Origin of the sequence: Paraclostridium sp. AKS73, assembly GCF_025671395.1 — a bacterium.
Classification (GTDB): domain Bacteria; phylum Bacillota; class Clostridia; order Peptostreptococcales; family Peptostreptococcaceae; genus Paraclostridium; species Paraclostridium benzoelyticum.
Genome location: NZ_JAIXHU010000014.1, coordinates 41,036 through 55,693, shown reverse-complemented (window position 1 = coordinate 55,693; position 14,658 = coordinate 41,036). Strand labels below are relative to the sequence as shown.

General features: G+C 28.7%; 19 protein-coding genes and 3 pseudogenes. All 22 read left to right on the top strand.

All coding sequences use genetic code 11. The features are described 5' to 3' along the window. The first annotated feature begins 11 nt into the window (after positions 1–11). Positions 12–614: a 16S rRNA (guanine(527)-N(7))-methyltransferase RsmG gene (gene rsmG / locus LEQ07_RS09685; protein ID WP_263330455.1), complete on the top strand. Its 603-nt coding sequence runs from the start codon at positions 12–14 to the stop codon at positions 612–614. Positions 615–773: 159 nt separating this feature from the next. Next, positions 774–1,565, top strand: a complete 792-nt coding sequence (gene noc, locus LEQ07_RS09680) for a nucleoid occlusion protein (protein ID WP_021427994.1) — start codon at positions 774–776, stop codon at positions 1,563–1,565. Positions 1,566–1,619: 54 nt separating this feature from the next. Then, positions 1,620–2,392, top strand: a pseudogene (locus LEQ07_RS22530) (ParA family protein). Position 2,393: 1 nt separating this feature from the next. Then, on the top strand, positions 2,394–3,272 hold the full coding sequence (locus tag LEQ07_RS09670) for a ParB/RepB/Spo0J family partition protein (protein ID WP_025161513.1): 879 nt from the start codon (positions 2,394–2,396) through the stop codon (positions 3,270–3,272). Positions 3,273–3,287: 15 nt separating this feature from the next. Further along, entirely contained in the window at positions 3,288–4,436 is a 1,149-nt protein-coding gene (locus tag LEQ07_RS09665) for an aminotransferase class V-fold PLP-dependent enzyme (protein WP_263330454.1), read from the top strand. 201 nt (positions 4,437–4,637) lie between these two features. After that, a pseudogene (locus tag LEQ07_RS22525) lies at positions 4,638–4,730 on the top strand (hypothetical protein); the annotation flags it as partial. A gap of 75 nt (positions 4,731–4,805) precedes the next feature. After that, entirely contained in the window at positions 4,806–5,726 is a 921-nt protein-coding gene (locus LEQ07_RS09660; protein ID WP_317852055.1) for a tetratricopeptide repeat protein, read from the top strand. After that, complete coding sequence (locus tag LEQ07_RS20105) at positions 5,717–5,893, top strand: hypothetical protein (RefSeq protein ID WP_317852054.1); 177 nt, start codon at positions 5,717–5,719, stop codon at positions 5,891–5,893. Before LEQ07_RS09660 ends, LEQ07_RS20105 begins: the two co-directional genes overlap by 10 nt. Before the next feature lie 181 nt (positions 5,894–6,074). Next, complete coding sequence (locus tag LEQ07_RS09655) at positions 6,075–6,347, top strand: DUF5711 family protein (protein WP_263330453.1); 273 nt, start codon at positions 6,075–6,077, stop codon at positions 6,345–6,347. Beyond that, entirely contained in the window at positions 6,338–6,580 is a 243-nt protein-coding gene (locus LEQ07_RS09650; protein WP_263330452.1) for a hypothetical protein, read from the top strand. Before LEQ07_RS09655 ends, LEQ07_RS09650 begins: the two co-directional genes overlap by 10 nt. Positions 6,581–6,833: 253 nt before the next feature. Continuing rightward, on the top strand, positions 6,834–6,995 hold the full coding sequence (locus LEQ07_RS09645) for a hypothetical protein (protein ID WP_263330451.1): 162 nt from the start codon (positions 6,834–6,836) through the stop codon (positions 6,993–6,995). A 167-nt stretch (positions 6,996–7,162) separates the two neighbouring features. Next, the gene (yedF, locus tag LEQ07_RS09640; RefSeq protein WP_332843081.1) at positions 7,163–7,699 is read left to right on the top strand and encodes a sulfurtransferase-like selenium metabolism protein YedF; all 537 of its coding nucleotides are present in this window, start codon (positions 7,163–7,165) and stop codon (positions 7,697–7,699) included. An 88-nt stretch (positions 7,700–7,787) separates the two neighbouring features. Beyond that, complete coding sequence (locus LEQ07_RS09635; protein ID WP_263330449.1) at positions 7,788–8,051, top strand: DUF3343 domain-containing protein; 264 nt, start codon at positions 7,788–7,790, stop codon at positions 8,049–8,051. 11 nt (positions 8,052–8,062) lie between these two features. Further along, positions 8,063–8,248, top strand: a complete 186-nt coding sequence (locus LEQ07_RS09630; protein ID WP_021428122.1) for a DUF951 domain-containing protein — start codon at positions 8,063–8,065, stop codon at positions 8,246–8,248. A gap of 62 nt (positions 8,249–8,310) precedes the next feature. Then, the gene (locus LEQ07_RS09625; RefSeq protein WP_263330447.1) at positions 8,311–9,510 is read left to right on the top strand and encodes an aminotransferase-like domain-containing protein; all 1,200 of its coding nucleotides are present in this window, start codon (positions 8,311–8,313) and stop codon (positions 9,508–9,510) included. A 284-nt stretch (positions 9,511–9,794) separates the two neighbouring features. Further along, positions 9,795–10,073 carry a 30S ribosomal protein S6 gene (rpsF, locus tag LEQ07_RS09620; protein ID WP_046822662.1) on the top strand — a complete coding sequence of 93 codons (279 nt, stop codon included), beginning with the start codon at positions 9,795–9,797 and terminating at the stop codon, positions 10,071–10,073. Positions 10,074–10,113: 40 nt separating this feature from the next. Beyond that, complete coding sequence (locus tag LEQ07_RS09615) at positions 10,114–10,569, top strand: single-stranded DNA-binding protein (protein ID WP_021434331.1); 456 nt, start codon at positions 10,114–10,116, stop codon at positions 10,567–10,569. A gap of 17 nt (positions 10,570–10,586) precedes the next feature. Then, complete coding sequence (gene rpsR / locus LEQ07_RS09610; protein ID WP_021127409.1) at positions 10,587–10,814, top strand: 30S ribosomal protein S18; 228 nt, start codon at positions 10,587–10,589, stop codon at positions 10,812–10,814. Between the two features lie 94 nt (positions 10,815–10,908). Then, the gene (locus LEQ07_RS09605) at positions 10,909–11,229 is read left to right on the top strand and encodes a MazG-like family protein (protein ID WP_021428034.1); all 321 of its coding nucleotides are present in this window, start codon (positions 10,909–10,911) and stop codon (positions 11,227–11,229) included. A gap of 7 nt (positions 11,230–11,236) precedes the next feature. Beyond that, a complete protein-coding gene (locus LEQ07_RS09600; RefSeq protein ID WP_046822661.1) occupies positions 11,237–12,196 on the top strand; it encodes a YybS family protein in 960 nt (319 codons plus the stop codon). A 9-nt stretch (positions 12,197–12,205) separates the two neighbouring features. Then, positions 12,206–14,206, top strand: a complete 2,001-nt coding sequence (locus tag LEQ07_RS09595) for a DHH family phosphoesterase (protein WP_263330416.1) — start codon at positions 12,206–12,208, stop codon at positions 14,204–14,206. Then, positions 14,206–14,654 (top strand): annotated as a pseudogene (gene rplI, locus LEQ07_RS09590) (50S ribosomal protein L9). The gene LEQ07_RS09595 and the pseudogene rplI overlap by 1 nt, the downstream one beginning before the upstream one ends. The last annotated feature ends 4 nt before the right edge of the window (positions 14,655–14,658 follow it).

Genomic DNA, 14,658 nt, shown 5'->3' with positions numbered 1-14,658 from the left:
GGAATCAAAAAATGAATCTTACTGGAATAGAAGAGGAAAAAGAAGTGTATATAAAACACTTTTTAGACTCTGTAGCCGCAGTTAAAAAAGGGTATATAAAAGATGGAATGTCTATAATTGATGTAGGAACTGGAGCTGGATTCCCAGGACTTCCATTAAGAATTTGCTTAGAAAATTCGAAAGTAACTCTTTTAGATTCATTAAATAAAAGAATAAATTTCTTAAGTGAAGTTTGTACAAGTATTAATGTAGATGATATTGAATTAATACATGGAAGAGCAGAAGACTTTGGAAAAGATGAAAAATATAGAGAACAATATGATATAGCGACAGCTAGAGCTGTTGCAGGATTACCTATTTTAATGGAATTTTGTGTACCTTTTATAAAGGTTGGGGGTTACTTTGTATGTTTAAAAGGACCAAATGCAGATACTGAATTAGAAGAATCTAGAAAAGCTATGGAAGTTTTAGGTTTAGAATTTGTAGAAAAGATAGATGTAGAGCTTCCAGAAATAGAGCTAAAACACAACATAGTTGTTTTCAAAAAAGTAAATAGTACGCCAGCAAAATACCCAAGAAAAGCAGGTAAACCAGTAAAAAGCCCAATAAAATAGAATGAAAATGTATATTTCCAAAGAAATATTTTTAAATTATATGTTAAAAAAAATATTTTAGAAGGAATATGTAGTTAAATGAAGAAATATTATACAAATAAGTAACTAAGGTAATTTCGTGTTTTAAATATATTTAGTTTTGGATGAGAGAGGGATGTTATGGAAGATAAAAGAGTTATGGAGATACCTATAGATAATATAGTTCCAAATCCATACCAACCAAGAAGAGTATTTTCACAAGCGGCATTAGAAGAGTTAAGTGAATCTATAAAGGTATATGGTATATTACAGCCTATAACTGTTAGGAGTAAAAGCAACAATGAGTATGAATTAGTAGCAGGAGAGAGAAGGCTTAGGGCATCAAAACTAGCTGGATTAAAAACTATTCCTGCTATAATAAATAATATGTCTGATGAATCTTCAGCTGTATTAGCATTATTAGAAAACTTACAAAGAGAAGATTTAAATTTTATAGAAGAAGCTATGGGTTATGAGAACTTAATAAAAGAGCATGAGTTCACACAACAACAGCTTGCAGCAAAGTTAGGAAAAAATCAATCTACAATAGCTAATAAAATTAGAATACTAAGATTACCAACAGATATAAAAATAAAATTAGTAGAGAATAGTTTAACGGAGAGACATGCTAGAGCTTTATTGAAATTGCCAAATGAAGAACTTATGAGAGAAGTTTTAGAAAAGGTAATAAAATCAGATTTAAATGTAAAGAAAACAGAAAAGCTAATAGCAGATATATTAGAAGATTTAAAACAACCTAAAGATGGTGAAGATAAAAAACAAACTGTCAAAGGTATAATGGGAATGAGAATATACCTTAATACTATCAAGCAAGCATACGAAGCTATAACTAATACAGGATTAGAAGCTAAGTATAAAGAGGTTGATAAAGGTGATCACATAGAGGTTGTTGTAAAGATTCCTAAAAAATAAAAGATTACTGCTTAGCAGTAATCTTTTTTAAAAGGTTAAAGGGGGTTAAGTCTTATGAGCAAGGTAATAGCAGTGTTTAATCAAAAAGGTGGAGTTGGAAAAACAACTACAAATGTAAATTTAAGCGCTAGTGTAGCTAAAATGGGTAAAAAAGTTTTAGTATTAGATCTAGATCCACAGGGGAATTCTACTAGTGGATATGGGATAGAGAAAAATGAAGTCGAAAATACAATTTATGAAGTATTAATAAATAATGATAGTATAGAGAATGCAATAATCAAAACTGAATTTGAAAATATTGATATAGTAGCATCAGCAACAGAATTAGCTGGAGCAGAAATAGAGTTTACAACTGTTGAAGAAAGAGAATATATATTAAAAAAGCAATAGATAAAGTAAGAGATAAATATGATTACATATTTATAGATTGTCCTCCATCTTTAGGTATGCTAACTATAAATTGTTTAACAGCAGTTGATAGTGTTTTAATACCTATACAGTGTGAATACTATGCTTTGGAAGGTGTTAGCCAGCTAATGGAAACTATATCACTAATTAAGAGAAGTCTAAATCCTAATTTAGAGATACAAGGTGTAGTTTTAAGTATGTTTGATGGAAGGGCGAACCTGTCAATTCAAGTAGTAGAAGAAGTAAAAAAATACTTTAAAGGAAGTGTGTATACAACTTTAATTCCAAGAAATGTAAGGTTAGCAGAGGCTCCAAGTCATGGTAAACCAGTTATATACTATGACTCTAGATGTAAAGGTGCTGTTGCATACTTAGAATTAGCAGAAGAATTTATAGATTTAGAGGAGGATGTGATATAGAATGGAAAAAACGACAAGACGTTCAAATAGACTAGGAAAAGGGCTAGGAGCTTTAATTCCAACTATAAAAGAAGAAATAGATTCAAAAGACATTGTTAATATAGATATAAAGAAAATTTATGCAAACCCAGAACAACCTAGAAAAGTTTTTGATGGGGAAAAAATAGAGATATTATCAAATTCTATAAAAAACTATGGAGTTTTACAGCCTATAGTAGTTAAACCAGATGATGAAGGTAAATACATGATAATAGCTGGTGAAAGAAGATACAGAGCTTCAAAAAAAGCTAATTTAAAAGAAATGCCAGCTGTTATAAAAGATATACCTATGAAAGATTTAATGGAAATAGCCCTTATAGAAAACTTACAAAGAGAAGATTTAAACTCTATAGAGGAAGCAATAGCTTATAAAAGTTTAATAGATCATTATAGTGTAACTCAAGAGGAAATTTCTGAAGCAGTCGGAAAAAGTAGACCTCATATAACAAATACTTTAAGACTTTTAAACCTTAGTAAAGAAGTTATGGCTATGGTGGAAGATAATAGAATTACCCCAGGGCATGGTAAAGCTCTTTTGAGAATAACTGATTCAAAAATCCAATTAGAGTTAGCTAACAAAATAATAGAAGAAGAGCTATCTGTTAGAGAAACTGAAAGACTAGCTAAAAAAATAGTAGAAAGCGAAACTCCAGTTGTTGAAAAAAGTAAAAAACAAAAAGATATATATATTGTGGATGTAGAAGAAAGACTTACAAGTCTTTTAGGAACAAAAGTTAATATCTCTAAAGGCAAGAAAAAAGGTAAAATAGAGATAGAGTACTATAATGATGATGATTTAAATGGCATAATATCATTATTATTAGAAGGACAAGAAGCATAAGAGAGGGGACTTAACATGATTTACTTAGATAATGCAGCAACTACATTTCCAAAACCTAAGGAAGTATATTGCGCAGTTTTAGATTGTATGGAAACTTATGGAGCTAATCCAGGGAGAGCTGGTCATAAATTAGCTATGAGAGCAGGAAGAGAGATTTACGAATGTAGAGAGAATATAGCTAAACTTTTAAATGTATCTAATCCTATGAATATAGTGTTTACACATAATGCTACAGACTCTTTAAATCTTGCTATAAAAGGAGTTGTTAAACCTGGAGATCATATTATAACAACAAGCATTGAACATAACTCAGTTATAAGACCTATAAAGTCTTTAGAGAAAAAAGGAGTAGAAAATACTATTGTTAAATGTGATAAATTAGGACAACTAGATCCTGAAGATATAAGAAAAGCAATAAGACCAAATACAAAATTGATTGTTACAACTCATGCATCAAATGTATGTGGAACTATTGTTGATATAGAATCTGTAGGTAATATAGCTAAAGAAAATAATATAGTATACTTAGTGGATGCATCTCAAACATTAGGGGTATATGATGTAGATGTTCAGAAGCTAAATGTAGATATGATAGCAGCTCCAGGGCATAAATGTTTACTTGGACCACAAGGTACAGGTATTTTATATATAAGAGAAGGACTTAATGTCGATATATTAAAAGAAGGTGGAACAGGTAGTAATTCAGAAGACTTATTCCAACCTAACATGATGCCTGACAGATATGAGTCAGGAACTCATAATACACCTGGTATAGCAGGTTTAAATGCAGGAGTTAAGTTTGTTTTAGAAACAGGAATAGATAAAATTAGACATCATGAAGAAGAATTATGTGATTATATGTTAAAAAAATTAAATGAGGTTCCTAATGTTAAAATATATGGACCTTTGGATAGTAAAAAAAGAGCAGCTGTAATTTCTATAAACATAGGGGATATAGATTCAGGAGAATTAACGTACTTGCTAGACGATATGTACGATATTGCTACAAGATCAGGAATTCATTGTTCACCACTTACTCATGAGACAATAGGAACGCTTATACAAGGTACTGTAAGATTTAGTTTTGGATACTTTAATACAAAAGAGGAAATAGATAAAACTGTCGAAGCTTTAATAGAAATAGAAAAAGAAATTAATATGTAAAAATATGGGTGATTTACCTTAGTAGTATGGCTATAAAGGTGGAATCACCTGTATTTTTATGTACTAAATTAAAAATAAATGGCATCTAAAAAAATAAATTAGTGTATTTATGATAAATATAAGTTATAATTTTATTATAAGAAAATGTTTTCTAGGGGGGACAGGCATGGAAATTTTAAGCTTAGGAGAAAAAATTAAGAAATTAAGAAAAGAAAAAACTTAACGCTTAAAGAATTAGCTGGAGAAAGAATTACTGCAGCTCAAATTAGTCATATAGAAAGAGACAAGTCATACACTAGTTACGAGTTATTAGAATATTTAGCAAGCCGTCTTGGTGTAAGTGTAGACTATTTACTAGAAACAAAGGAAATGCAAGCTAAAAAGATAACTGATAATTTAATAATACAAAGTGAAATTTATATAAAATGCAAAGACTTAGAAAAATCAAAAGAAGAAATAAATAAAGTTATGTCGATATGTACAAAGTATCAATTAATAGATAATTATGGGAGATGCAATCTATTACTTGCTACGATAAACCTAAAACAAAAAGATTATAATGCTGCTATAATTAACTTTGAAAAATCATTATATTTTTTCATACAAAATAATGATAAAGAGAATATAGCTAAATGCTATATAAACATAGGTAAAATTTATATGGAAGAAAACTTCCATAAAGGAGCAGTAAGTAACTTTAAATTTGCTGAAGATATTTTAGAAGAAAATAAATTAAATGATTCAAGTGTTAAAAAAGATTTATACAGCAACATATCATTTTGTTATACACAACTAAACAAAGATGATGAAGCTTTAGAGTATATAGAAAAAATTAAAAATTTAGATATAACAGTTAACACAAAAGAAGAAGCTGAGTTAATGGTATCTAAAGCGAATAAATTAATGGGTATGGGTAAATATGAAGAAGCTAAGCAACAATTTAGATTAGCTTTAGAACTTTTAGAAGAAGAAGATAATAAGAATGAATTAGCTAATGTTTATTTGAGAGTATGTGAAGTTTATGAAAATATAGGCGATAGTGAAAAAGCATTAGATTATTCAAAAAGAGCTTATGAAATAAAGAAATATGATGAAGATGAATGTTCAATTAATGTTATTATAAAAATAATACAATCATACATTCAATTAGAAAACTATGAAGAAGCTAGAAAGTATTCAAAGTTAGCACTAGCTAGTTCAATAAAAAATAAAAATAAGTATTTTGAATATAAAGCTCTTAAATATTATTCTCAAATATATAAAAAGAAGAAAATATTAAAATGGCAATAGAATATATACTAAAATGTATAAATATAGTAAATGAACTAAACGATAGGAAAACTCTTGCAGACTTATATATAGAATTAGGTCAACTATATACAGATATCTCAAAAGAAAAAGAACTTGAGTATTATCAAAAAGGTGTTTGTTTATATAAAAACTTAGAAATTATTTAAAAAGACTCTTTAATAAAAGGAGTCTTTTATTTTTATATAGAAAATATTAGGTATAAATGGGCTTGGGGGGATTAGATGTGAAAAGAAATGGTTATTAATAATTGTATTAATTATAATAGTTTTAATAAATCCTAAGACAATAGGGAATGTTAGCAAAAAACTAGGTAAAAAATCTGTGGAGATGCAAGATAAAAAAAGTATAGAAATTAGTCAAAAGTTTAATTGTATAGAATATGAAGATAGTATTGTATATTATGATGGAAAGACATTAAAAAGTGTAGATGAAAATGGAAAAGAAATATTTAAGATAAATCTAAATATAAAAAATTTAAGGCTAGATAGCAATAAATATATAGATGTACTAGATAAAGATAAAAATACTATATATAGTATAAATAAAACTGGAAAAGTTGTTTCAAAAAAAATGTACCGAATAATGGACTTATGTATGTAAGCTTAGATAATGATTCATATGTGTATGCATATAAAAAAGAAAATAAAGATAGTATAAATATTTACGATTTTGAGGGTAACTTGCAGAAAAACTTAGATTTAGAAGGAAAACTAACGGATATAGAATATACATCACAAGGTATATACGTGTGTGATTTAAAAACTGAAAAAGATTTAGAAAGCACAATAACTAAATATGATTACAATGGAAACTTAAAAAATAAAAAAGCATAAAAGACTCTATAATTTTAGATAGTATAGTACAAAAGGATAATATTTACTTAATTGAAAAAATAAGATAAGTAGGGTAGATTATAATTTAAAGGTAATCGATGAATTTGATGTTAAAAATATAAAATATTATAGCAATATAAATAGTGATGGAATTTATGTTATAGAAGAAAACAATAATATAAAACATATAAGCAAGAAAGTTGAAGATATATCTACATCAAGTAATATTGAATATATAGATGGTATTGTTAATATGAAAGAGAACTTTATATTGTATAAAGATAATAAAATAATTAATAAAAAAGGTGAAGAATTAAAAGGTTTTGAAAAGGACATAAAAAGTATAATGTTGATTAACGACTCAACTATAGGTGTTGAATTGGATGATAAAATACAAATATTAAAAGTTAAATAGACAATAGAACAATGAAATAATTTAAATCTATGGTATAGGAATAATCTATAACAAAATATGTCTATATATGTTAAAATTAAGGAAGTATTGTATTATATTAAGGAGATGAGTATTTATGAGAATAGAGTTAGATGCAAAAGGACTGGCATGTCCGAAACCAGTTATAAATACTAAAAAAATTAGATAGTATTGAACAAGGGGTTGTAGAAGTAACTGTAGATAATGATATTGCTAAGGAAAATATATTAAAATTAGCAAAATCAATGAATTTAGAAGCAAATGTATTAAAAACAGAAAAAGATTCTATTTGTATAGAGATTATAAAAGGTGAAAATGTTATAATAGAAGAAAAATCACAAGAGTCTTTAGCTGATACATGTATATTTATAAACTCAGATAGAATGGGAACTGGAAATGATGAATTAGGACATGTACTTATGAAAGGATATATATATACTTTAACAGAAAGTAAGCCATATCCAAAATGTATACTATTTGTTAATAGCGGAATAAAGTTGACAACAGAAAATGAAGCTACAGTAGAAAACCTAAAGATATTACAAGATGCAGGTGTTGAAATATTATCTTGTGGAACATGTTTAGACTACTACGGATTAAAAGAAGAATTAAAAGTTGGAACTGTAACAAATATGTACACGATTGTAGAATCAATGAACAATTCATCAAAAACTATATCTATATAAATTATAAAGACTACATGACAAAGTTTATGTAGTCTTTGTTTATATAAAATCAAAAAATAAAGGCACAATTAGAAAGGAATTCAAAAAAATGAACGAAATGTATATAGTAGCTTTTAACTCAACACACCATGCAATAAGAACAGATAAAGTTTTAAACGAAAAAGATTTAAAGGTAACAACTTTACCAACACCTAGGGAAATAAGTTCTAGCTGCGGAATATCTGTTAGATTTTTAAAAGAGGATATGGATGTAGTTGTAGAGTCTTTAGAAGAAAATGAAATTTTATATCATGGAATTTTCAAAGTAAATAGAGTATCCGGAGGACAAAAAGAAGTAACTAAATTAAGATAGGAGTGATGCAAATGCCAATGAAGCTAAACGTAGGAGATGTTGTAGAACTAAAGAAACCACATCCATGTGGATGCAAAGAATTTGAAATAACTAGAGCAGGAATGGACTTTAAAATAAAATGCTTAAAGTGTGATAGAATGCTGATGTTAGATAGAGAAACTTTAGAAAAAAGAATAAAAAAAGTAAAAGGCTTGTAAAAAAGCGTTTTCTTTTGCTATAATTAAAGTGGGAAAACATTTTACCAAGGGGGAACTTAATTATGGCTATCAAATTTGCAAAAAGAATGGATGGATTAAAAGGATCTGAGATTCGTGAGCTTTTAAAATTGACAGAGAAACCTGAAGTAATATCTTTTGCAGGCGGACTTCCAGCTCCTGAATTATTTCCAGTAGAAGAAATGAAAGAAATATCAAGAATGGTATTAGAAGAATCAGGAAGAGAGGCTCTTCAATATACTACAACAGAGGGATTTGGACCTTTAAGAGAGCAAATAGCTGAAAGAATGAATAGAAAGCTAAAAACTAATGTATCAAAAGATGATCTATTAATAACAAGTGGATCTCAACAAGGTTTAGATTTTGCAGGTAAAATTTTCTTAGACGAAGGAGATGTAGTTTTAGTAGAAAGTCCATCATACTTAGGTGCACTTAATGCTTTTAAAGCTTATTGTCCTAAATTTATAGAAGTACCAACTGACAAAGATGGTATGATAATTGAAGAATTAGAAAATATTTTAGAAACAACAGAAAATGTAAAAATGATATATGTTATACCTGACTTCCAAAATCCAACAGGAAAGACATGGTCTATGGAAAGACGTGAAAGATTCATGGATGTCATAAATAAGTTTGAATTACCAGTAATAGAGGATAATCCATATGGAGAATTAAGATTTGAAGGGGAAATATTACCATCATTAAAGGCTATGGATGAAAAAGGACTAGTTATGTTCTTAGGATCATTCTCAAAAATATTCTGTCCAGGATACAGAATAGGTTGGGTTGCTGCTTCTGAAGAATTATTATCAAAATTCATATTTATTAAACAAGGAGCAGACTTACAAGCATCTACAATATCACAAAGAGAAATAAGTAAATTTATAGATGTTTATGATTTAGATGCACATGTTGAGAATATAAAATCAGTTTATAGCAAACGTAGAGATTTAATGTTAAAAACAATGGACGAAACATTCCCAGAAGGAATAGAACATACATATCCAGAAGGCGGATTATTCACTTGGGTAGAGCTACCAAAACATTTAGATGCAAAAATAATGGAAAAATGTTTAGAAAAAGATGTTGCTTATGTTCCAGGAGGATCATTCTTCCCTAATGGAGGAAACCAAAATACATTCAGATTAAACTACTCTAATATGCCTGAAGATAAAATAGTTGAAGGTATTAAGAGATTAGCAGATGTATTAAAAGATACTTTAGCTCAAGATGCAAATGCTTAAATAAAAATAGTGACCTTTCGGTCACTATTTTTAGGGGAGATTAAGATGAAATATATTAAGGTTATGGGGTTATACCTTATAGGATTAACAAAATAAAAATCTTTATACTATATTAATTTTAGATTTTATTTTTCTTATAATATTAATATTTCCAATTTTAGTATGAAATAAAATAAAATTGACAATTAATTTTATTAGTGATAAAATGTGTAAAGTGTGAGATTATAAATCTCATTTCTCTGCTCTGCGTAGCAGAGCCGTAAGTCCAAAGGGAGGTGAATCGTGTGAAAAATTATGAATTAGTTTACGTAATAAAGCCTAATGCAGATGAAGAAACAAAAACAGCTGTATTAAACAAGGTTAAAGAAGTTGTAGCTACTGAAGGTGAAGTTGAAACTGTAGATACTTGGGGTACTAAGAAATTAGCATACCCAATAGCTAAGTTCACTGAAGGTTACTATGTATTAGTTAACTTTAAGTCAGGTGTTGAAGTTCCTAAGGAAATAGACAGAAACTTAAAGATAAACGAGAACGTAATAAGACATATGATAGTTGTTGCTTAATAACTACTATATAAATTTTACGTAAATAGGCGGTGTTTATATGAATCATGTTGTGCTAGTGGGAAGATTAACAAAGGATCCTGAGTTAAGATATATCCCAGGAACAGGAACAGCCGTTGCATCATTCAGTATTGCCATTGATAGAGATTTCACTAAAAAAGATGGTAGCAAAGATACTGATTTTATACCGGTTGAGGTAATGGGTAAACCTGCTGAATTTTGTGCAAACTATATATCGAAAGGTAGATTAGTTGCTATACAAGGTTCGATAAGAGTAGATAATTATCAAACTCAATCAGGAGAAAAAAGAACTTTCACTAAGGTAAGTGCTCGAAATATACAAGCCTTAGATAGTAATAAAAATAGATCGGATAGTCCATATCCAAATCAAAATCAGAATCAAGGATTCGAGCCTAGTTTCGAACCAAGCTTTGAACCTGCAGGATTAGATCCTCAAGGATTCCAAGCTATAGATGATGATGATATACCATTCTAAAAAGGAGGGAAAAAGACATGATAAACAAGAAGAGACGTAAGAAAAAAAGAGTTTGTCAATTCTGTGCAGATAAAAATGCTAAGATAGACTACAAAAACACTCAAAGATTACAAAAATACGTAACTGAAAGAGGTAAAATATTACCTAGAAGAATAGCTGGTACTTGTGCTAAGCATCAAAGAGAATTAACAGTTGCTATAAAGAGAGCTAGAAACTTAGCTTTATTACCATATACATTAGACTAAGAAAAGGACGAGCCTTTAGGGGGCTCGTTTTTTTATTGGTTAAAACTACTATGATTTATGATATAATATTTATATATTAAGGAGGGGGGACATAGTGAGACTAGATAAAAACTCAGAGATAACGAAGAACATAAAGATTATTGAATGGATGAAAACAGAATTGATAATAAGCCTGGGGGACTTATTTAACCTTTTATTTAAAGGTACTAGACCTGTAGATCAGATTTTACAAGATACTCTAGCTAACATAGTTATGGTTACATATTTACTATCAAAGAGACTTGGGATTAGCTTTAAGGAAATAGATTATAAAATAAAGGAAAAGATAAAGGATGGAATAGAGGAAGACCATAGTGTAGAACGATGGTATGGAGATTTATCTAATCTTAAAAATTACTTAGACAATAGGGAGTGATATTAATTTGAATAATAGAGCTAAATTAACTCAAGCGGCAATAATTACTGCTATAGGAATAGTACTTTGTCTTGGAGCAGTATATATTCCGTTTTTAGGGTTACTTGCGCTTATTCTTCCTGTTCCATATGCTATAATATCAACAACTTCAGGATATAAGTATGCATTAATTTCAGTTATATCCTCTTTTTTTATATTGGTATTAACTGTAGATGTAGTATACGCTTTAAACTTGCTTATAATGTGTATGTTACCAGGGATAGCAGTGGGATATAGAATCAATCAAGATAGCAAAGTAGAAGATGAAAATAAAAGCTTTACGCCTATATACTTTGGAACGATAGCATTTATACTATCTATAATTGTATTTTTTGGAATGTCAAAACTATTATTTAATATAGATTTATTAGCAGATATATCGAAAACTTTAAAAGCAACAGTAGAAGCTCAGTTTGCTATTATGGAAAGTACGAATATGATGCCTAAAGAAAATATAACATCCAAAGATATGATTAATATGTTCCAGAATATGATACCTACAGTGTTATTTATGTATAGCATAATAGCATCACTAATAACATATTATGTAGAAGCCTTTATTTTAAGAAGAACTAAAGTATTAAATTACGATTTACCAAAGTTTTCAGAGTTTTATTTACCAGGAAATGCTATAGTAACATCACTAATATTATATTTATTAGTTATGTTTTTAGAGATGCTGAATATAGGACTTTATACAGATTCAATAATGTTAAATATTCAATTGGTATTTAGTATACTATTTTTAATACAAGGGGTGTCAGTGTCTATTTATTTTATAAAAAGATGGAAAGATAAATCGCCAGGCAAAATAGTATTTGCAGTAATAGCAGTAATTCTATTATCAGGATCCATGATTTTGAGCTTTGTAGGAATGTTAGACAGTGCAATTGATTTTAGAAAGGTAAGAAACTACAAATCCACTTAGGAGGTAGAAATGTTTAATAAGTCGACCTTTAAATTTAATATGCCAGAAATAAATGCATACATAGTGGTTATTGGGATTCTTAGTCTTATATTAATGTATTACAATATATATATAGGTGCCCTTGTATTTGCTGCCTTTATATATATTGTTTTTCATAACTGGAGAACAAGAGATATAAGAAGAAAAGAATGGAATAAGTATATTCAAGATTTAGCTGTAGATATTGATGAAGTAACAAAAAAAGCTATACTAAACTTACCAATACCTTTATGTATTTTAGAGTTTGATGGTAGTGTTACATGGTACAATACTAAGTTCCATGAAATGACAGGAAAAGAAGATACCTTAGGTATGAACATAGAAACTCTTGTTAAAAATATAAATTTAAGAAAAGTACTAAATGAAAATAAAGAGTTATATACCGATATAAACTATAATGGAAGACAGTACACTATAGTTTATAATATTATAAAAAGTGATCAAGAAGACAAAACTAAATATTTAATGATGCTTTACTGGATTGATAAAACTGACTACTTAGATTTAAAAAGTAAGTATGAAGAAGAAAAAAATGTAGTAGCTACTATACAAGTAGATGGATATGATGAAGTATTACAAAGTGCTCCTGAAGAGAGAAGACCTTTAATAAATGTAGATATCGATAAGATATTAGCGTCACTAGAATCAAGTTGCAATGGTGCGCTTGAAAAAACGGCTAATGACAAATACTTTTTAGTTTTAAGTAAGAATGAATTAGACACATTAGAAGCAGATAAATTCTCTATATTAGATAAAATAAGAGAAATTGACCAAGAAAATAATTTACCTGTAACAATAAGTATAGGTATAGGAATAGAAGGAAAAACAATTAATGATAATTTCAAATTAGCAAAAGGAGCATTAGACTTAGCTCTTGGTAGAGGTGGAGATCAAGCCGTAATAAAAACTAAAGACAAGTCTATATTCTACGGAGGAAAATCAAAAGCTGTAGAAAAGAAAACTAAAGTTAAATCAAGACTTATAGGTCATGCTTTAAGAGAGATTATATTAGAAAGCAAGAATATATATATAATGGGACATAAATATCCTGATATGGACGCAATGGGAGCCGCAGGAGGTATTTATGATATATGTAAGTCATGTAATAAAAACGCACACATAGTTTTAAATAGTTCTAACGATTCTATTGAGGAATTTGTAGGTAGATTGAAACAATCTGATTACTACAATAATATATTTATTTCAAGAGAAGATGCTATTAAAAATTGTTCTAAGGACACACTGGTAATAGTAGTTGATACTCATAGACCTAATTTTACTGAATGTCCTGAATTATTAGCTATATCTGATAAAATTGTTGTTATAGACCACCATAGAAGAGGGGTCGAATTTATAAATGATACAGTTCTTTTATTCCATGAAACGTATGTATCATCAACTTGTGAGATGGTAACAGAATTAGTTCAGTATATGGAAGAGGATGTTAAGATAAATAAATTAACAGCAGAAGGATTAATGGCAGGTATAAGTTTAGATACTAAAAACTTTGCATTTAAAACAGGAGTTAGAACATTTGAAGCAGCATCATATCTGAAAAAAGCAGGAGCAGATACAATTGAAGTTAAGAAGTTATTTAACTCGAATTTAGAAGATTTCGTAACAAAAGCAGAGATAATTCAAAGCACTAAAGTTATAAATGATAAGATATGTTTAGCTTACTGCAAGTCGGATATAAATAATATAAATGTAGTTGTAGCTCAAGCTGCAGATGAACTTTTAAGTATAAAAGATGTAGAAGCATCATTTGTATTAGGTAAAACTAAATCAGGAACTATATTTATAAGTGCTAGATCATTAGGGTCTATTAACGTGCATGTATTAATGGAAAAACTAGGTGGCGGAGGCCACATTGATATAGCAGGAGCTCAACTTGAAGGAGTATCTTTAGAAGAAGGATATAAGATGGTATCAGACATCATAACACAATATCTAGAGGAGGAAGAAGAGTAATGAAAGTTATATTATTAAAAGACATAAAAGGAACAGGAAAAAAAGGTGATGTAAAGGAAGTTAGTGATGGATACGCTAGAAACTTTTTATTCCCTAAAAAATTAGCAGTTCAAGCTGGAAATACAGAGTTAAAAGAATTAAAAGAAAAACAAACATCTCAACAAATAAAAGAACAAAAAGAATACGAAGCAGCAGTTGAATTAGGAAAGAAAATGGAAGAAATGAATATAACTATGTATTCTAAAGCTGGTGATGGTGGAAGATTATTTGGTTCTATAACATCTAAAGATATAGCAGCTCAAATAAAAAAAGAGCATGGAATAGATGTAGATAAGAGAAAAGTGATGTTAGATGAGCCTATAAGAGTTTTAGGTTCAAGATTTGTTGAAATAAAAATACATCAAAAGTAGTTACTAAAATGAGAGTAGACGTAAAAGAAAAACAATAAGAAA

Coding starts and splice junctions, on each gene's coding strand:
- rsmG (WP_263330455.1), top strand. CDS start 12: ATGAATCTTACTGGAATAGAAGAGGAAAAAGAAGTGTATATAAAACAC.
- noc (WP_021427994.1), top strand. CDS start 774: ATGGAAGATAAAAGAGTTATGGAGATACCTATAGATAATATAGTTCCA.
- LEQ07_RS09670 (WP_025161513.1), top strand. CDS start 2,394: ATGGAAAAAACGACAAGACGTTCAAATAGACTAGGAAAAGGGCTAGGA.
- LEQ07_RS09665 (WP_263330454.1), top strand. CDS start 3,288: ATGATTTACTTAGATAATGCAGCAACTACATTTCCAAAACCTAAGGAA.
- LEQ07_RS09660 (WP_317852055.1), top strand. CDS start 4,806: ATGCAAGCTAAAAAGATAACTGATAATTTAATAATACAAAGTGAAATT.
- LEQ07_RS20105 (WP_317852054.1), top strand. CDS start 5,717: ATGGCAATAGAATATATACTAAAATGTATAAATATAGTAAATGAACTA.
- LEQ07_RS09655 (WP_263330453.1), top strand. CDS start 6,075: ATGCAAGATAAAAAAAGTATAGAAATTAGTCAAAAGTTTAATTGTATA.
- LEQ07_RS09650 (WP_263330452.1), top strand. CDS start 6,338: ATGTATGTAAGCTTAGATAATGATTCATATGTGTATGCATATAAAAAA.
- LEQ07_RS09645 (WP_263330451.1), top strand. CDS start 6,834: ATGAAAGAGAACTTTATATTGTATAAAGATAATAAAATAATTAATAAA.
- LEQ07_RS09635 (WP_263330449.1), top strand. CDS start 7,788: ATGAACGAAATGTATATAGTAGCTTTTAACTCAACACACCATGCAATA.
- LEQ07_RS09630 (WP_021428122.1), top strand. CDS start 8,063: ATGCCAATGAAGCTAAACGTAGGAGATGTTGTAGAACTAAAGAAACCA.
- LEQ07_RS09625 (WP_263330447.1), top strand. CDS start 8,311: ATGGCTATCAAATTTGCAAAAAGAATGGATGGATTAAAAGGATCTGAG.
- LEQ07_RS09615 (WP_021434331.1), top strand. CDS start 10,114: ATGAATCATGTTGTGCTAGTGGGAAGATTAACAAAGGATCCTGAGTTA.
- rpsR (WP_021127409.1), top strand. CDS start 10,587: ATGATAAACAAGAAGAGACGTAAGAAAAAAAGAGTTTGTCAATTCTGT.
- LEQ07_RS09595 (WP_263330416.1), top strand. CDS start 12,206: ATGTTTAATAAGTCGACCTTTAAATTTAATATGCCAGAAATAAATGCA.